Annotated in this window: 18 protein-coding genes; 7 read left to right on the forward strand and 11 right to left on the reverse strand. The window is 65.7% G+C overall.

The features are described from left to right. Together ACRC20_RS05900 and ACRC20_RS05905 are read left to right on the forward strand one after the other, a co-directional pair. On the forward strand, window positions 1–171 hold a 171-nt coding region (locus ACRC20_RS05900), incomplete at its 5' end, for an MspA family porin (protein ID WP_438685439.1). Between the two features lie 122 nt (window positions 172–293). Beyond that, window positions 294–1,559 carry an LCP family protein gene (locus ACRC20_RS05905; RefSeq protein ID WP_438685422.1) on the forward strand — a complete coding sequence of 422 codons (1,266 nt, stop codon included), beginning with the start codon at window positions 294–296 and terminating at the stop codon, window positions 1,557–1,559. A gap of 12 nt (window positions 1,560–1,571) precedes the next feature. Here ACRC20_RS05905 and ACRC20_RS05910 read toward each other — a convergent pair whose 3' ends face one another. From ACRC20_RS05910 to ACRC20_RS05940, 7 genes are all read right to left on the reverse strand, one after another. Beyond that, entirely contained in the window at window positions 1,572–2,009 is a 438-nt protein-coding gene (locus ACRC20_RS05910; protein ID WP_438685423.1) for a hypothetical protein, read from the reverse strand. 60 nt (window positions 2,010–2,069) lie between these two features. Then, the gene (locus ACRC20_RS05915; protein ID WP_438685424.1) at window positions 2,070–2,582 is read right to left on the reverse strand and encodes a ferritin; all 513 of its coding nucleotides are present in this window, start codon (window positions 2,580–2,582) and stop codon (window positions 2,070–2,072) included. A gap of 61 nt (window positions 2,583–2,643) precedes the next feature. Continuing rightward, window positions 2,644–3,120 (reverse strand): hypothetical protein, encoded by a 477-nt coding sequence (locus ACRC20_RS05920; protein ID WP_438685425.1) that lies wholly within the window; start codon window positions 3,118–3,120, stop codon window positions 2,644–2,646. A gap of 50 nt (window positions 3,121–3,170) precedes the next feature. Continuing rightward, window positions 3,171–3,344 (reverse strand): hypothetical protein, encoded by a 174-nt coding sequence (locus ACRC20_RS05925; RefSeq protein ID WP_438685426.1) that lies wholly within the window; start codon window positions 3,342–3,344, stop codon window positions 3,171–3,173. A 12-nt stretch (window positions 3,345–3,356) separates the two neighbouring features. Further along, on the reverse strand, window positions 3,357–4,352 hold the full coding sequence (locus tag ACRC20_RS05930; RefSeq protein ID WP_438685427.1) for a zinc-binding metallopeptidase family protein: 996 nt from the start codon (window positions 4,350–4,352) through the stop codon (window positions 3,357–3,359). Window positions 4,353–4,827: 475 nt separating this feature from the next. Continuing rightward, complete coding sequence (locus ACRC20_RS05935; RefSeq protein ID WP_438685428.1) at window positions 4,828–5,292, reverse strand: hypothetical protein; 465 nt, start codon at window positions 5,290–5,292, stop codon at window positions 4,828–4,830. Window positions 5,293–5,414: 122 nt separating this feature from the next. Next, a complete protein-coding gene (locus ACRC20_RS05940; RefSeq protein WP_438685429.1) occupies window positions 5,415–5,963 on the reverse strand; it encodes a hypothetical protein in 549 nt (182 codons plus the stop codon). Window positions 5,964–6,157: 194 nt separating this feature from the next. Between ACRC20_RS05940 and ACRC20_RS05945 the strand changes: the two genes are divergently transcribed. Beyond that, a complete protein-coding gene (locus ACRC20_RS05945; protein WP_438685430.1) occupies window positions 6,158–6,703 on the forward strand; it encodes a DUF5994 family protein in 546 nt (181 codons plus the stop codon). Here ACRC20_RS05945 and ACRC20_RS05950 read toward each other — a convergent pair. Further along, a complete protein-coding gene (locus ACRC20_RS05950; protein WP_438685431.1) occupies window positions 6,651–7,457 on the reverse strand; it encodes a transglutaminase-like domain-containing protein in 807 nt (268 codons plus the stop codon). The two genes, ACRC20_RS05945 and ACRC20_RS05950, sit on opposite strands and share 53 nt — an antisense overlap. A gap of 407 nt (window positions 7,458–7,864) precedes the next feature. On the opposite strand from ACRC20_RS05950, the gene ACRC20_RS05955 reads away from it, so the two are divergent. Together ACRC20_RS05955 and ACRC20_RS05960 are read left to right on the forward strand one after the other, a co-directional pair. Further along, window positions 7,865–8,332, forward strand: coding sequence for a DUF5994 family protein (locus ACRC20_RS05955; RefSeq protein WP_438685432.1), 468 nt, complete (start codon window positions 7,865–7,867; stop codon window positions 8,330–8,332). Between the two features lie 190 nt (window positions 8,333–8,522). After that, window positions 8,523–9,041 carry a DUF5994 family protein gene (locus tag ACRC20_RS05960; protein ID WP_438685433.1) on the forward strand — a complete coding sequence of 173 codons (519 nt, stop codon included), beginning with the start codon at window positions 8,523–8,525 and terminating at the stop codon, window positions 9,039–9,041. Between the two features lie 27 nt (window positions 9,042–9,068). Here the strand turns inward: ACRC20_RS05960 and ACRC20_RS05965 are convergent, their stop codons facing one another. The 3 genes from ACRC20_RS05965 to ACRC20_RS05975 form a co-directional block, all read right to left on the reverse strand. After that, window positions 9,069–11,306 (reverse strand): NADP-dependent isocitrate dehydrogenase, encoded by a 2,238-nt coding sequence (locus ACRC20_RS05965; RefSeq protein ID WP_438685434.1) that lies wholly within the window; start codon window positions 11,304–11,306, stop codon window positions 9,069–9,071. Between the two features lie 541 nt (window positions 11,307–11,847). Continuing rightward, window positions 11,848–12,357: a permease gene (locus tag ACRC20_RS05970; protein ID WP_438685435.1), complete on the reverse strand. Its 510-nt coding sequence runs from the start codon at window positions 12,355–12,357 to the stop codon at window positions 11,848–11,850. 327 nt (window positions 12,358–12,684) lie between these two features. Continuing rightward, complete coding sequence (locus tag ACRC20_RS05975) at window positions 12,685–13,290, reverse strand: MerR family transcriptional regulator (protein WP_438685436.1); 606 nt, start codon at window positions 13,288–13,290, stop codon at window positions 12,685–12,687. Between the two features lie 536 nt (window positions 13,291–13,826). Between ACRC20_RS05975 and ACRC20_RS05980 the strand changes: the two genes are divergently transcribed. Beyond that, on the forward strand, window positions 13,827–14,510 hold the full coding sequence (locus ACRC20_RS05980; RefSeq protein WP_438685437.1) for a glycoside hydrolase domain-containing protein: 684 nt from the start codon (window positions 13,827–13,829) through the stop codon (window positions 14,508–14,510). A gap of 15 nt (window positions 14,511–14,525) precedes the next feature. Next, window positions 14,526–15,755, forward strand: a complete 1,230-nt coding sequence (locus ACRC20_RS05985; RefSeq protein WP_438685438.1) for a hypothetical protein — start codon at window positions 14,526–14,528, stop codon at window positions 15,753–15,755. The last annotated feature ends 37 nt before the right edge of the window (window positions 15,756–15,792 follow it).

The following is a 15,792-nucleotide window of genomic DNA, read 5'->3' on the forward strand; positions in this document are numbered from 1 at the left end:
TATTTCGCGTTCGCGGGCAACCATGGCGGGATCACGTACACGGATGTGACGTTCAAGATCGACGACTGCGCGGGGTACGCCCAGGCCCGCCCGTTCAGCCGGGTGCGTGTGAAGAACTCGAAGACCATGGCGTGGGTGACCATCTGGGGACCCCCCTTCAGCATCGGCTGACCCCGGGGCCGGGCCGTCGACAGCTTGCGGGGCATGAAGTCGTGTCACAAAAGTCTTAAGAAACTCGATGTCGCGGCCTAGAACTTAGGGTTTCCTCAGTCCTGCGCCGTATCATGTCGCCCATGAGCGAGCTGCGGAGGATGGCCGGGAGGCACTGGGCCGCAGACTCGTCTCGTGCGAAGGCGGCGCGTCTGGCGCGGGCGGCTTCCCCGAGGCTCGGGCTGCGGGCCGCAGCCGCGCTGGCCTCCGTGTTGGCCCTCGGGATCACCGGGCTGGGCTTCGAATTCCTTCCCAGGTTCGAGACGGGCGGAGACATCCTCGGGCCGAAGTCTTCAGACGGGTCGGTCAATGTCCTGCTCATCGGCCTCGACTCGCGCAAAGACCAAGACGGGAAGGACCTGCCCGCCTCGACCCTCGCGAAGCTGCACGCGGGCGACGGCCAAGAGGGCGGCTACAACACGAACACGCTGATCTTGATCCACATCCCGACGGGCGGCGGCAAGGCGGTCGCGTTCTCGATCCCGCGCGACGACTACGTGTCCGTGCGGGGGATCAAGGGCTACCGCAAGATCAAGATCAAAGAGGCGTACGGGCTCAAGAAGTTCGAGGTCGAGAACGAGCTGGCCGGGAAAGGCGTCGCGGACCGCAAGACATTGGAGCGCCGGGGCAGGGAAGCGGGTAGGCAGGAGACCCTGCAGACAGTGCGCGATCTGCTCGGGGTTCCGATCGACCAGTACGCGGAGGTCAACCTGGTCGGCTTCTACGACGTGGCGAAGGCGCTCGGGGGGATCGAGGTGTGTTTGAACCACGCGGTGTACGACGACTACTCCGGCGCGAACTTCCCGGCGGGGCGCCAGACGCTCGACGCGTCCCAGGCGTTGTCGTTCGTGCGCCAGCGCCACGGGCTCGACAACGGCGACTTGGACCGGACCCACCGCCAGCAGGCGTTCCTCGCGGCGGTGGAGCACAAGCTGGCCTCTTCCGGCACGCTTTCGAACTTGGGCGAGCTGCAGTCGCTGGTGTCGGCGGTGCAGAAAGACGTCGTCCTCTCCCCGAAGTGGGACGTGGTCGGCTTCATCCAGCAGATCCAGCGGAGCACCGGGGGCGAGGTCGAATTCCGCACTTTGCCGGTGGAGCGTTTCGACATGGTCAACGAGCAGTCCGTGAACATCATCGACGCGAAGAAGGTCGCGGCGGAAGTCCAGCAAGCCTTCGGCGGGCGGCGGGCCGCCCCGACCACGGCTGCGCAGACGGGGAAGCCCACGGCCTCGGCCGCCGCCCCGTCCGATGGCGACGGCACGACTCGGCCTGCCTCGGCCGATCAGAGCCCGGAGAAGCCGGACCACGGCAAGCCTGTCGAGAGCGGCGGTATCCCGTGCGTGGACTAAGCCAGGCGTGACCTAGCTGTCGTCGGAGCCGTCGATCACGCATTGCAGGCCGCCGTCTTCGAGATCGCTCTCCGACCTCGCGCGCACTTCGCCGTCCACCGAGATCTCGCAGGCGTACACGCCGTGGACGTCTTGCTCGGACTCGGGGCGGGTCACAGAGAGCCTGAGCTTGCGGACGAGCTCCGCGTCGCCTGCCTTGCTCTGGAATGCGATGTTCCAGGGCAACGGGACGAGTTTCGCGTCCACGTCCACGCTGGCCCCCTTGTACGACACAAGGGCGAGGCTCCCCGGCCCAGGGCCGAAAACCAGGCTCGCGAGCTGCGGGCCGAAGACGCGGAAGACGACTCGGTGGACTTGTGGCTCGGCGGAAGCCGCCGGGGCGGCCACGAGGGGCAACCCCGCGGCGGCTCCGGCCAGAAGGGCGGCGCTTCTCGTGAAAAACTTGGTCATCCTACGATGGTATCTCTTCGGCGCGAGCTTGGGCGTTCTCGGGCGGGCGGGGCCGCCGGGCTACGCGTTCTCCGTGGTCCGCAGGGGTCGCCCGGCGAGCTCGGCGTCGAGCCGGAGCAGTCCGGGCCCGTCGCCGTTGGTGAGGTCGATGCGCCCGACGATCTCGTTGACGGTCGATTCTTCCTCGAGCTGCTCGGAGAGGAACCAGTTCAACAGCGGGCGCGAGTCCAAGTCGCCTGCCTGCTCGGTCTGCCGGTAGAGGCCGCGAATGGCCTCGGAGACGCGCTGTTCGTGCTCGAGCGCGGCCTGGAAGCATTCGAGCACGGTCTTCGCGGTGCTTTTGAAGGCGGGCACGTCGCCAATGACGGGGCGGTTGTCGCGGTCGAGCAGGTGGTCGATGAATTTGTTGGCGTGGGCGATCTCCTCGTCGGCTTGGTGGCGCAGCCACGCGGCCATGCCGGGCAGGTCGAGCAGCTCGACCTCGATCGCGAGCTGCCGATAGACCAAGGAGGCCTCGAATTCGAGGGTGATCTGGTCGTTGAACGCTTTTTCCAGTTTGGCGGACAGTTTCATTTCTTCATCGCTTTCTTCTCAAGGCGAGAGGCTGTGGCTCGGGGGTGGAGGGCCGAGCGCGTCAGTGGAGGTCTTGGACCCGGTTTTTGGCCTCGGGGCCCTGGCAGGTGAGCGTGCCCGTGCCCGCTTTGTGGTCGACCTGCTTGCCGAGCGCGGTGATAGTGCATTCGTATTGGACCGAGCCCAACCCCGGCAGTTTCACCCCGTCCGCGCCGATCTCGATGGACGAGGGGTCGAATGCGGCGGTGAGGAAGGCGTTGTCGCTGCCGCCGTCGAGGGCGACCTGTTTCTTCCAGGGCAGGGAGACGACTTCGACGGCGACATAGTCGCTCGCCGAAGCGGCGCTCGCCGAGGCGTTCTGCGGCGGGACTTTCTTCAGGTAGGAGACTCGGGCCTTGCCCTCGCCCTGCGCGGCGACTTCATAGGTCACCATCGACACGGCGGATGTGGGCCCGCCTTTGTCGCATCCGGAGACCGCGGCGGCGACGAGCGCGGCGCCCACAGCCATGCTGGCGAGGTTCGAAGAGGTTCTGGCCATAGCGGAGGCGGCCTTTCTTTGGAGGTTCGTGCTGGTTGTCTTCGGCGTCGTCATCCCGCTTGTTCGGCGCTTGCGCGGTCCCGGTAGCGGCTCCAGGCCCGCCACACCGACCACGCGAGGCCGAGGAGGGGGAAAGCTCTGAGGATCCAGCCGAACGCGGCGCTTTTGAGGAGTCCGCCCAATCGGGCGGCCACGCTTTTCGGGGCTGGGGCGGCGTGGGTCATATGTCTTCCTTCTCAGTCGTCGGCGAGTTGCCGCTTGGCGATGAGCTCGTGGGCGAAGGCCAGTTTGTCGAGGACCTTCGGGGGGAGCACGAACGGGTAGAGGTCCTGATGCCCCATGGAGCGGTTGACCATGTTGAGGGACCAGGCGAGCGGGAGCCACTCGTCGACGAGCTGGTCGAAGCCGACCCGTCCTGGCTTGGGCTTGTCGATGCTCACCCCGGCCGGGGCGAATCCGAACGCGGCGGCGGTGTCGAGGGTGTCGCGGATGTGCAGGTAGTGCGCGAAGGTCTCGGCCCAGTCCTCGGCGGCGTGCATCGTCGCGTAGGAGGAGACGAACTCGTCCTCCCAGCCCACGGGCGCGCCCTCGTTGTAGTGGCGGTCGAGCGCCGCCTGGTAGTCGGCGTCCGGGTCGCCGAAGAGGTCGACGAATTGCCCCTTGGTCTCGTCGTCTTGGACGAGGACGGTGTAGTAGTAGTGCCCGCTCTCGTGCCGGAAGTGCCCGAGCAGGGTCCGGTACGGCTCGGCGAGCTGGGTGCGCATCTGCTCGCGGTGCGAGTCGTCGCCCTCCGCGAGGTCGAGCGTGATCACCCCGTCCGCGTGTCCGATCACCACATTCTGGTTGGCGCTGGAGAGGAGGTCGAATGCGAGGCCGGTCTCGGGCTCCTGCTCTTTGCCGACGACGGGCAGGCCGAGCTCGTTCAGCTCTGCGACCAGCCGCCGCTTTGCCGTCTCCGCCTCCGCGAACAGGGGGAGGAACTCGGCGTCGTCGTCGTTGGGCCGGGTGCGGGTGAGCGAGCACGACTCGCATAACGGGTCCGTCCCGCCGACCGCGACCAGCCAGTTGCATGAGGCGACGTTCAGGTTGGCGCAGGGCTGGTGCCGAGCCGGGTCGATGACGAGAATGTCGCGGTCGGAGAGGCTGTAGCCGACCGCGCTGTCGCAGTTCAGACAGACCGAATTCTCGAAGACCAATCGTTGTCCACATTTCTGACATGCAAAATCGCGCATGCCGCCGACTGTATGGACGCCGACCGGGCGCCACAAGGGGAGCGGTTGGAAAAAGGGTTTGTCTTAGACTTTTCAAAGAGATTGTCACCGGGATATAATTGCGTTATTGTATGTCTCCCGTTGCAGGTGGAGATGGTTTTCGCGCTCCATTGGCGGGTTTTGAGAAGGTCGAGCTGCTCCCGATTCCCGGCGGCGGAGAGCCTTGTCTTAAGCAGGGTTCCGTGCTTTTTTTGGGGGGGCGCGCTTCCATCAAAACCGCAACGGCGGCAAAGACCGCAACGGCGGCCTCGCCCTTTCGAAGAGCCGGCTGTGAACGCCCGCCGCCACGAAAGGCGGCCTCGGATGGCCCGCCGCCGCCACGCTGGGTATGCCTGGGAGCGCTCCGGGAGCCTGCTGCTATGGCGTGGCGGGTTGTCGGACCGCGCCGGGATTGCGCCTGGGCTGCTGTGCGCCCGGCGCTATTTGTTGCACTGCGCTATTTGTTGCACTGCGCGTGATAGGCGTCGTTCGCGGCTCCGACGGCGTCCACATTGCGGGTGTACGAGGTCGTGACGTGGATGTTGCCGCCGGAGATGTCGCCGTTGTTGATAGCGCCCTCAAGCGTGTTGGCGTATTCGTAGAAGGATTCCGCGTCCGCCTTGAAGGCGTAGGTGAGGACGGGATTCTTCAGCTGGACGTGCAGGTCGTGCAGTTTGTCGCCAATCGTGCGGGCCAGTTCCACGACCTTGCGCTGGGTCGCGGTCAGCGCGGCGGCGTCCTCCTGCTGGGCTTCGGCGGTCTTGTGCAGGCCGACAAGGCTGCCTGCGAGCTTGGAGTACTCTCCGGACGCTTGCGTCAGCAGCGCGCAGTCCGCGGCCGTGTCCGCCGTCGCGGGCGGGGCGAGGGGGACGGCGAGAAGCATGAGCGCAGGAACAAGAGCCTGGGCGCGGCGACTGGTCACGAAGACTCCTTCTAGGTCGCAGGGCATTGGTACCGGCAGTCTACATGCCAGACGGGCCCGCGCCGGTCCTTCGGGGGAAGAGGCTTCGGGGGGAGCGCCGGGGCGAAGGCGCCGACCGCTGCTTACGCCGCGCCGTCCATCTCGGTGTCGAGCCACGACGACAAGGATTGCGGGCACACCAGCTTGAGCTCGCCCGGTGCGGCGAGCACGTCGAGCTTGCGCAGCCGCGCCCCCGGCTGCCCTTTGTGCGCGAGGACCCAGCGGCCCACGCCGACCATCGGCGCGGAGGTCGCAACGACCGCATGCCCGACGACGGTGAAATCGCCCCCGGCGTCGTGGAAGGTGGCGCGCACGACAGTGCCGTGCTCAAGGCTCGAAGCAGTCTCGGCGGGCCCTTCTGCTGCGGCGAACTTGCTCGACACGTCTATGCGGAGCACATCGTCGCCTGGCTTCCCTTTCGCCTCGATCGAGTACGCGCTGAGCACGAGGTCGCCGTGGGAAGCCCGTGCGACGGGGCCCCACACGGCGTAGACCCCGAACACAGGTTTTTTGAAAGTCACGCCGACCAGCCCGCCGGGCTCCATCTCGGCGATCTTGAGCCGCATCTCTTTCACATCGCGCTGAGATGGCGGAGTCAGCAGCTCCTTGATCTCGTCCGGGCTGTTCGTCATGGGGTCAAGTATGACGCGCGCGGCTGCGGAGCGGCCTGCGGGCACGCGGGCGGCCGTCTCCCTGCCGCGTTGCCCATCGCAGGAGTAGAATAGTGGCACCGACAGCATCTCGTGTGCGACCAGCCTTCGGCGCATCGTTGTCGGGTGAAGCTATCGGGCTCTTTTTCGCGGGCCTGGGCGGGAGCATCATGATGATGCCGCAGCAAGTTGTTTCCACATCGCCGTGCGGGCCCGTTTTGCGTCTGCGGTTGAAGCCGAAGGCCGAGCCGACTGGGTATGTCGACGGAGCCTGGTGGCCTCGCTCACGAGACTTGGCAGAGGAGCTGGCCGGGCTGCTCCGAGTGCTCAGCGTGCGGTTGGGCCCGATCAACCGAGTGGTCTACGGGGTCTCAGAATGGGTACCGGCTCCTCGGCACATGCTGGCAGGAGACTGCCGGGTGCATCTGGATTGGTATCGCCACCAGCCGCCAGACACCGTCGACATCATCGGAGTGAACAGGCACAGGCTGACTTTGGCGGTCATTCCGCCAGGGATGGACTTTGCTGCCGCGCACCGCGCGATGATGACAGCAGCGACACCGCGCAACACGACAACAGCGGCAGAGTTGTTGGCGGACCGGACGACCGGGCAGGCGGAGCGAGCCCGCGCGCTTGAGGAGGACCGCTGGGACTCGGAAGGCGGGGCGCTCACCCCGCCCGTACCTCGAACTCTGTCAGCGTCAGCGGGCCGAATGCGGTGATCAGCGCCACGTCGATCGCGTCGCGGCCCCGTCCAACGACAACCCGGCCGACCAGGGGCCGGTTGTTGCGGGCGTCGAAAGTGTGCCATTGCCCGTCCAAGTAGACCTCGAACCAGGCCGCGAAGTCATTCGGCTCGGCAGGGGCCGGGACGTCGTCGGGGATGTAGCCGAACACGTAGCGCGCGGGGATGTTCAGCGCGCGGCAGAAGGTGATGGCCAAATGCGCGTAGTCCCGGCAGACCCCGCGACCGGCGTGGTAGGAGTCGAGCGCAGTGGTCCATTGGTTCGAGGATCCGCCGACCCAGTCGAGCCGCTGGTGGACGAAGTCGACAATCGCCTGCACCCGTTCCCAACCCGGCAGCACGCCGCCGAATCGCTCCCACGCCTCGGTTCCGAGCATGTCGGGCAGGCAGAAGCGGCTGGGCATCAAGAACGCGATGTGTTCGTCGGGCAGATCGCCGATAGGGGTCTCTGGCGTTCCGGGCACGACGACGTCCGCCGGAGCGGCGAGCGAGACCTCGGCTTCGTAGACGACGCGCGACATGCCTGCGGCGAACATGAAACGCTCGCAGCGGTTGCCATAGAGGTCGGTGTAGCCGTGATGGGGGGAGTTGGTCTCCCAGCGCTCGGCACGCACATGCTGGTCGTGTTCTCTCGGGGCGACTTGGAGCACGGCAGAAACCGGCTGCGGGGATTGGAACACGAAGGTGCATCCCACCGTGATCTCCAGCGGCGCTCGCCGCGGATACGCCACGCTAGTTCGCGGACGGGCGGAGAAAGGGCGGAGAGGTTCTCGGGCCGTGTTGCGGAATTGAGCACGCCATACCGGTGTCCGATCTCTTGGAATTTCGACACCGAAGTTCAGGTCTCTGTCGCAGCCTACACGCTCTCGGCCCGTCACGCGCCCGGCTTTCCTCGTCTTTCGCCGCCGCCATAGCCTGCAGGAGCGAACGAGCCGCCCGCGCGGAGCCTGCCGACAGGATGATCACGGCGTCGACTCGCAGGCGGGAGCGGGAGCAGGCAGGCCGGGGTAGGCTGGCCATGTCATCGGATATCGCGCTTAGCCGTGCTGGCTGCTCCGTCGTTGGCGTGTACCCGGCTGTGCCATGGCCGAGGCAGGAGGGCCCGCTGAAGCGGACATCGAGGAATGAGCGGCGGGCATTGCGCCTGCGGCTCAAGCCGGAGGGCCACAAGTCGGGCCCTGTCGACGGCTCGTGGTGGCCGCGCAGCCGGGACTTGCACGCCGAGCTGCCGCGGCTGCTCCCGGAGCTCTCGGGGCAGCTGGGCCCCATCAACCTGGTGATGTACGACCATGGCGGGTGGTCGACCGCTCCGGGGTATGTCACTTCGCAGCAGAGGGCCGTCAAGACGACCGGGTCCTCCCGTCGGCCGTCCAACGCGGTGCGCGTGGTCGGCCTGAACCAAAAGCAGCTCCTGCTGCTCGTGATCCCGCACGACCTCCATCCCGACGACGCGCATTCCATCATGGCGAGCGCGGCGAACCGTCACAACACCGACGCCCCCGGCAGGCTCTCGGACATCCTCGCCCCCGACGGCGCGCGCGGCTCGGACATGGTCCAAAGGCAGAGCTCGTGGGCTGGCGACGGCGGCGGCGACTTGGGCGAGTGACCACGCTTGCGCCGAGCTTCTGGCCGTTGAGCCGCAGGTCGGGCGGTCAGGGGCGCGCGGCCTGTTGCGGGCGTACAGTGGGTGTTGCCCCCGCTGATTCGGACAGCCTCTTTTAGGTGTCGTCGCGGAGGCCGAGAGGCCCGCTCGCGCGGGCCGGTCAGGAGCGTCCATCGTGTCGCGACAATTACGAGTGTCAAATCCATCGGCGGCGGGTTTCGAGCCCATGCCGCGCCACGGCGTCACATTGCGTCTGCGGTTGAAGCCGATGGCCGAGCCGACCGGGCATGTGGACGGGGCTTGGTGGCCCCGCTCTCGGGACTTGGCCGAAGAGCTGCCCGAACTCCTCCGAGTGCTCGGGGTCCGCCTTGGCCACATCTATCGAGTGGTCTACCGCGCTCGGGAATGGGCGGTGGCTCCGGCGCAAGCCCTGATCGACGGGAAACGCGTGCTGCTGGACAAGTCCTACTACCAGCCGTCGGACACCATATGCCTGGAAGGGGGGCACGGCACGCGGCACACGCTGTTCGTCGTCCCGCCCTGGGGCGTCCCGCATTTCGCGCACGACGCGATGATGACCGCCGCCGCCCCGAACAACGCGACGACCGTCGCGGACCTGTTGGAGATATCGGCGGCCACCCCCGCCGACCGCGTCGCGGAGGACGAGGCCAAAGCGCGGTGGGACTGCGAACGAAGAAGCAAGCAGGGCTGACGGGCCGCGCCTTCGCGCGGGCGAAGGTCAGCTCAGGGCGGCGGCCAAGATCGCGTTGAACGTCTTGCTCGGCCGCATCACCGACGCGAGCGTGTCGCTGTCCGCCGCGTAGTACCCGCCGATGTCCACCGGCTTGCCCTGCACCTCGGCGAGCTCCTGCACGATCGCGCCCTCGCTCTCGGCCAGCGCGTTGGCGAGCGGGGCGAACCGCTCCCGCAGCTCCTGGTCCTCGGTCTGCGCCGCGAGCTCCTGCGCCCAGTACAGGGCGAGGTAGAACTGGCTTCCCCGGTTGTCGAGCTCGCCGGTCTTGCGCGACGGGTTCTTGTTGTTGTCCAGCAGCGTGCCGGTCGCCGCGTCCAGCGCCGTCGCCAGGACCGCAGCCCGCTTGTTGCCGGTCTTCGCGCCAAGGTCCTCCAAGCTGGCGCCCAGCGCGAGGAACTCGCCGAGCGAGTCCCACCGCAAATGGTTCTCCTCGACCAGCTGGCTGACATGTTTGGGCGCCGAGCCGCCCGCGCCCGTCTCGTACAGCCCGCCGCCCGCCATCAACGGCACGATGGACAGCATCTTGGCGCTGGTGCCCAGCTCCAGGATCGGGAACAGGTCGGTGAGGTAGTCGCGCAGGATGTTGCCGGTCGCGGCAATGGTGTCCTGCCCGCGCATCGCGCGCTCGATCGTGTGCCGCATGGCCCGCTCCTGCGACATGATCGAGATGTCGAGGCCCTCGGTGTCGTGGTCCTTCAGATATGTGTTGACCTTCTTGCGCAGCTCGTTCTCGTGCGGACGCTCCTGGTCCAGCCAGAACACCACGGGCATGCCCGAGTTGCGCGCCCGGGTCACGGCCAGCTTGACCCAATCTCGGATCGGGGCGTCCTTGACCACGGGCATGCGCCAGATGTCCTCGGCCTCCACGCTCTGCGCCAGCAGCACTTCGCCAGTGGCGATGTCCACGATGTTGGCGACGCCGTCCTCGGGGATCTCGAAGGTCTTGTCGTGGGAGCCGTACTCCTCCGCCTGCTGCGCCATCAGGCCGACGTTGGGGACAGTCCCCATGGTCGTCGGGTCGAACTGGCCGTGCGTCTTGCAGAAGTTGATGACTTCCTGGTAGATGCGCGAGAACGTGGACTCGGGGTTCACGGCCTTGGTGTCCTTGGTCCGCCCGTCGGCCCCGTACATCTTGCCGCCCGCGCGGATCATCGCGGGCATCGAGGCGTCCACGATCACGTCGCTGGGGGAGTGGAAGTTCGAGATCCCCCTGGCCGAGTCCACCATGGCGAGCTCCGGCCGGTGCTCGTGGCACGCGTGCAGGTCGTTGACGATCTCTTCATGCAGCGAAGCGGGCAGCGACTCGATCTTGCTGTAGAGGTCGGAGAGCCCGTTGTTGACATTGACGCCGAGCTCGTCGAACAGCTGCTGGTGCTTGGCGAACGCGTCCTTGTAGAAGATCCGCACCGCGTGCCCGAACACGATGGGGTGCGAGACCTTCATCATCGTCGCCTTGACGTGCAGCGAGAACATCACGCCGGTCTTGTACGCGTCCTCCATCTGCTCTTCGTAGAAGTCGCACAGGGCTTTCTTGCTCATGAACATGCTGTCGATGACGTCGCCCTCGTCCAGCTTCACCTCGGGCTTGAGCACGATTGTCTTGCCGCTGCTGGTCGCCAGCTCCATCCGGACGTCGCGCGCGCGGTCCAGCGTGAGCGACTTCTCGCCGTGGTAGAAGTCGCCGTGCTTCATGGTCGCCACGTGGGTGCGCGAAGCCTGCGACCACGCGCCCATGCTGTGCGGGTGCTTGCGCGCGTACTCCTTGACCGCCTTGGGCGCGCGGCGGTCCGAGTTGCCCTCGCGCAGCACCGGGTTCACCGCGCTGCCCAGACATTTGCCGTAGCGCGCCTTGAGGGCCCTCTCCTCGTCCGTCTTCGGGTCGCCCGGGTAGTCCGGGATCGCGTAGCCCTTGCCCTGCAGCTCCTTGATCGCGGCCAGGAGCTGGGGCACCGAGGCGCTGATGTTCGGCAGCTTGATGATGTTGGTGCCGGGCAACTGTGTCAGCCTGCCCAGCTCGGCCAGGTCGTCCGGCGCGTGCTGCGCCTCGGCCAGGTAGTCGGGGAACTCGGCGAGGATGCGTGCCGCCAGGGAGATGTCGCTGGTCTTGATCTCGACGCCTGCCTCTCCCGCGAAGGCGCGCACGATCGGGAGGAAGGCGTGGGTCGCAAGCAGCGGCGCCTCGTCGGTCAGCGTGTAGATGATCGTTGACTGCGAGGCGGTCATGATTGCCCTCCGGTATCGGTTTCGGTCGGTTTTCCGAGGGACTCCTGTGTTGTCTCTCCAAGAAATCCGCGTTGTCACGGCGGCCTTCACTATAGCGCCGAGAGCGAAGTGACACAGAGCACGCCCCGGCGCCTCCGTGCTGGGACCAGCCTCGTCACACGGAGAGCGGTGGTCGTGTGCTTTTCAGCGGCTGCGCAAGGCCGATGGGGCGCAAACCCGAAAAATCCGGCGTCGAGCTGACGATTCCCAGCTGCGTCTGGGCGATCGGATCACAGCGTTCGCCGGATGACGCCCTCCGTGTGGGGTCCGCGCGGCGTTGTTCACCGTGTCGATGCTGTTCATGGGACGAAACCCGTGGCGGAGGTTGTCCCTGGCAGTGCCGTTCGAGGCGATTTTCGTGATGTCGGCAACGAAGTGCGCCATTGGCCCAAGCGTGTGCTCAACCGCAGGGCGAACTCGATTTCGCCACCAGCGGCATGCCTGCTCCGATGAGGCGTGAGCTGGTCTGTGGCGCCTGCTCTTCCTCTCCGCGCCGGGTGATCTAGCGTTGAGCGCGGTACTGTTTGCGGACTGCTACGAATCCAACCAGGAGCGCTATGGCCGCGCCAATGGCCGCTCCGATGGCGCTAGCGCCCCGGAAGCCGGGCGCGTCGACATCGAGGACCCGTTGGCCGGCATGAGCGGCGCCACTTGTGCCTAACACGATTGAGAGCGTCATAAGGTTGGGAATGGCGAAAATCACGGCGAGCACGAGAACGGCGCCGCCGATGAACTTGCCTGCTCGCCAATTCCACAGCAGGACCGCCATCAGCAACAACAGCAGCGGCAGCAAAGTGCCTAGCAGCCCCAGCGTCAGTCCCGATCCGATCCCCTTCGTAAAACTTCCGTGCCCGGACATCACTGCGATTTGCTGGGCCCACCATCGCGGAATGAACGCGGTAAGGATCGCGTACGTGAGCGCGAGGAGCGCTGCCAACGCGAGACCCCCGACAAGCCACTTGCGCCACGAGATCCCTGCCGAGTTGCTGCCCGCTGGGGTGTCATCGCTCATGGAGAAAGACTCTACTCCCAGTCGCGCATGGGGGGAGGAATGATGCGCCATTGGTCATAATTCTCTCGTAGAGCTGCGTATGCCTGCATTTTGTCAGAGCATCGAATGCGAGTTCTCTCGACAATTCGAGCTCTCCGCTTCGCGGCCGGTCGGGATGGAAGTGCTTCATGTGCTGGGCCTTCATGTGCTGGGCGGAGTTCGTCGACGACGACATCCGTCGCGCGCCAAGGGGCTTTCCCGAATCTCTCCTCAGCGGGGCGCGAAGCCCGCTGCCGCCAGCAGGATCCACGCCGTGGTCCGGCTTCGGCTCCGCGTCCGGCCGCGAAGCTACGAATTGAGGATCGCGGTGTGCGCGAGGCGGCGCATCGCTTCGATGAGATGCTCGGTGAAGATGGTCCCCATGACGGTGTATCGGAGCTGGACCGCTTGGTCGTCGTCGGGCATCAGGCCCACTTCCATTGCGGAGATGGCGCGGATATGGGGCGCGTAGCGCTCGATCCAGTCCTCGGTGTCGATCCCGAGCGCGGAGAGGTAGTAGGCGTTGCGGGCGAACCAGAGCCGCACGGGCGAGTCTGATCGCACCGAATCCGGGTCGAACCCCATGGCCGAGAGGGCGTGGTCGCAGAAATGCTCCTCTTGGTCTGGCGCGGCGTGGGAGGGATGCTCGATCGCGGTGAGCTCCTGGAGCGCCCTCTCGGGCGTCGCGTCCGGACGGGGGGCCATGGTCTCTGTGATCGCGCGGATCTGCGCGACAGGCGCGCGGGAGAGCTCGATGAGCGCTTTGATCATGAAGAGCTGGTTGACGTGCTGGTCGGTGTAGTCGGCGAGACGCCCGCCCATGTGGTCGCCTGGCGACAGCACGCCCTGGCGAATGTAGAACTTTATGCGGCTGACTGGGATTTCTGTGAGCCGCGAGAGCTCCGAGACTTTCATATTTCTGAGATTTCCGCCATTTCCCTTGCGCTAGAGACTCAATGTATCTAGTATGGATTCCGAGCGCTAAAACAGCCTCAAAAGTCCAGTGTTAAGCCTCACATTCTACTCCAGGAGGGGTGAATGCTCCCTTTGGCGCGCCCAAAAACTTGCGACTCGCCCGCGCTCGGCCCTTGTGGCCATGATCCGCCTGACGCTTGTCGGACATCTTGTTGTATGGCTTGACCTGCGTATATTTTATGTAGTCAAGTTCTATGCCGCATTGGCGTCCCGTCAGCGCGGTCCTTTGCGCCATCGTGGCGATTGAGTGTTCGCCATCCAGGTGGACGTGTCGCCTGCGGTCATGCCGCTCTTTGGCAATTCAAGTATTTCTGATGTCGCGGAATGGGTCGTGTCAATGGCGAAGATAATCATTCCGATAGCGCTGCTCGAATCGAATGCTGGTGAACGAAAAGTAACTATCGATGGAATTCGCAACAATTATGGACGCTTATTCGGCTATGTCGAAAAACTCGTCGCGAAAAGGAGTGCGGCATATGCTCGGGATAGGAGCTAGAGGCGTCGATTACAGCTTCTCCAGGCCCGGCGGGGCTGCTCTTTCCGTCGCGGGAATGTCCTTCGCGATGCGGTACCTGAGCCCTCCGCCCAATCCGAAGAACCTCACGGCGGACGAGCGCGACGACTTGTTCGAGCATGGCGTCGCCATCGGCTTGGTCTGGGAGTCCACCGCAGCGCGGATGCGCGGCGGCGCGGCGGCAGGCCGATCCGACGCCGCGCAGGCGCTGGCCCTCGCCGCAGACCTCGACGCGCCGGAGAGCCTCCCGGTGTTCTTCGCCGCAGACTTCGACGCCGCCCCGCAGGACCAACGGCCTGTCGACGCCTACTTGACCGCCGCCGCCGTGGTCCTCGGGCGGGGGAGGGTCGGCCTCTACGCCGGCTACTGGCCCCTCGCCCGCGCCTTCGACAACGGCACAGCTGCCTGGGGCTGGCAGACCACCGCTTGGTCGGGCGGCAACATCGAGCCCCGCGCGCATCTGTACCAGGACCGTGTCGGCGCCACCATCGAGGGCGCCTCGGTCGACCTCGACCGCGTCTTGCTGCCCGGCCTCCCGCTGTGGACGCCTCCCGAACCGGACGCTCGCGCCGTCCGGCCCCAAAGACTGCCGGCACGACTGCCGGTGTCGCACAAGCCCATTGTGCGGAACCAAGAAACACACTGATGAAGGAAAGAGAACATGGCTGCTCCAGCTGGATATAACGAAGTCTTCCCTCCCGGGGCGAACCCGGACAACAATGTCCACGCGTTCGACAGGAACCCCTATCGGGGCTGGGTCCCGTATCCCGGGGTCGACGTGTACGGCAGCATGGAGATCCAGTATGTCCCGCTCAACGAGGTGGTGACCCAGCAAGACTCCAGCGGATGGAATTGGGGCGCGCTCGACACGAAGCTCAATGACACGGCAAGCAGAGGCCGTCAAGCCGTCGTGCGTTTTTACATCGACTACCCCGGCCAGGCGAGCGGAGCTCCCTGGTTTTGGTCGAACTTCGATCGGAGCAGTTTTACGAGCTACGACAATGTCCGAGGTGACCTGGTCGCTTTCATCACGGAATTCGGCCGCAGATACGACGGGAACGAGAAAATCGCGGCGGTCGAACAGGGGCTTCTCGGTGAGTGGGGGGAGGCCCATATCGGCGACCCCAGATTCGACGTCGACCACGGGCAAGCCAGCTATCAGGCAGTCTTGCAGGCGTACTCGGACTCGTTCAAGAAGACCAAGACATTGGTGCGCTATCCCAACAGCATGAATGTCACCTATCCGGTGGGATTCTTCGACGACCAGTTCACCGTCGACACCACCGACGCCACGTCGTCGGGGTGGGGCATGCAGAGCAACCTCAACGCCACGAACCAAACGGGAAAGTACGACAACCAGATGAACGGCGGAGAAATCGATCCGACCGTCTCGCCGAGGATGGACCTTTGGTCGCAGAGCATCGGTGTGCTCCATCCGTCCTGGCTCATGTCGAATAGCGCGGCCGACGCGGCCGCGCGGATATGGCAGCAAAGGGACCTCGGCTACAAGCTGACTGTCCTCTCCGCGCAAACCCCGCAATCGCAGACGGTGGCCGGGCAAACACAGTTCTATCTGTGGATCGAACTGAAAAACATCGGCAACGCGCCCTACTACTACCCCCACCAGGTGCAATGGAAACTCCAGAAGGCTAGCGACGGCTCCGACGCGAGGATTCTCGCCGACGGCAGCTCGAACCTGTCGCTCTTGGGGGTGGGCGCGCAGCACGCGTACTACGCCCAGCACACGCTCGACAGGCCGCTCCAGTCCGGCCAGACCTACGACATCTATGTCTGTGGCCGCAACCCGCTCGGGAACGGGCGCAACATCGCCTTCTACAACCAGGGCCTCGGCGATGACGGATGGCTCTGGGTCGCCAACACCACCGCCTAGCCGAGCGCGCGGGCCGGACCGCCATAGCCATGGCGGT

The sequence above is a fragment of the Segniliparus sp. genome (genome assembly GCF_051660745.1).
Taxonomy (GTDB): domain Bacteria; phylum Actinomycetota; class Actinomycetes; order Mycobacteriales; family Mycobacteriaceae; genus Segniliparus.

Coding starts and splice junctions, on each gene's coding strand:
- ACRC20_RS05905 (WP_438685422.1), top strand. CDS start 294: ATGAGCGAGCTGCGGAGGATGGCCGGGAGGCACTGGGCCGCAGACTCG.
- ACRC20_RS05910 (WP_438685423.1), bottom strand. CDS start 2,009: ATGACCAAGTTTTTCACGAGAAGCGCCGCCCTTCTGGCCGGAGCCGCC.
- ACRC20_RS05915 (WP_438685424.1), bottom strand. CDS start 2,582: ATGAAACTGTCCGCCAAACTGGAAAAAGCGTTCAACGACCAGATCACC.
- ACRC20_RS05920 (WP_438685425.1), bottom strand. CDS start 3,120: ATGGCCAGAACCTCTTCGAACCTCGCCAGCATGGCTGTGGGCGCCGCG.
- ACRC20_RS05925 (WP_438685426.1), bottom strand. CDS start 3,344: ATGACCCACGCCGCCCCAGCCCCGAAAAGCGTGGCCGCCCGATTGGGC.
- ACRC20_RS05930 (WP_438685427.1), bottom strand. CDS start 4,352: ATGCGCGATTTTGCATGTCAGAAATGTGGACAACGATTGGTCTTCGAG.
- ACRC20_RS05940 (WP_438685429.1), bottom strand. CDS start 5,963: ATGACGAACAGCCCGGACGAGATCAAGGAGCTGCTGACTCCGCCATCT.
- ACRC20_RS05945 (WP_438685430.1), top strand. CDS start 6,158: ATGCCGCAGCAAGTTGTTTCCACATCGCCGTGCGGGCCCGTTTTGCGT.
- ACRC20_RS05965 (WP_438685434.1), bottom strand. CDS start 11,306: ATGACCGCCTCGCAGTCAACGATCATCTACACGCTGACCGACGAGGCG.
- ACRC20_RS05970 (WP_438685435.1), bottom strand. CDS start 12,357: ATGAGCGATGACACCCCAGCGGGCAGCAACTCGGCAGGGATCTCGTGG.
- ACRC20_RS05975 (WP_438685436.1), bottom strand. CDS start 13,290: ATGAAAGTCTCGGAGCTCTCGCGGCTCACAGAAATCCCAGTCAGCCGC.
- ACRC20_RS05980 (WP_438685437.1), top strand. CDS start 13,827: ATGCTCGGGATAGGAGCTAGAGGCGTCGATTACAGCTTCTCCAGGCCC.
- ACRC20_RS05985 (WP_438685438.1), top strand. CDS start 14,526: ATGGCTGCTCCAGCTGGATATAACGAAGTCTTCCCTCCCGGGGCGAAC.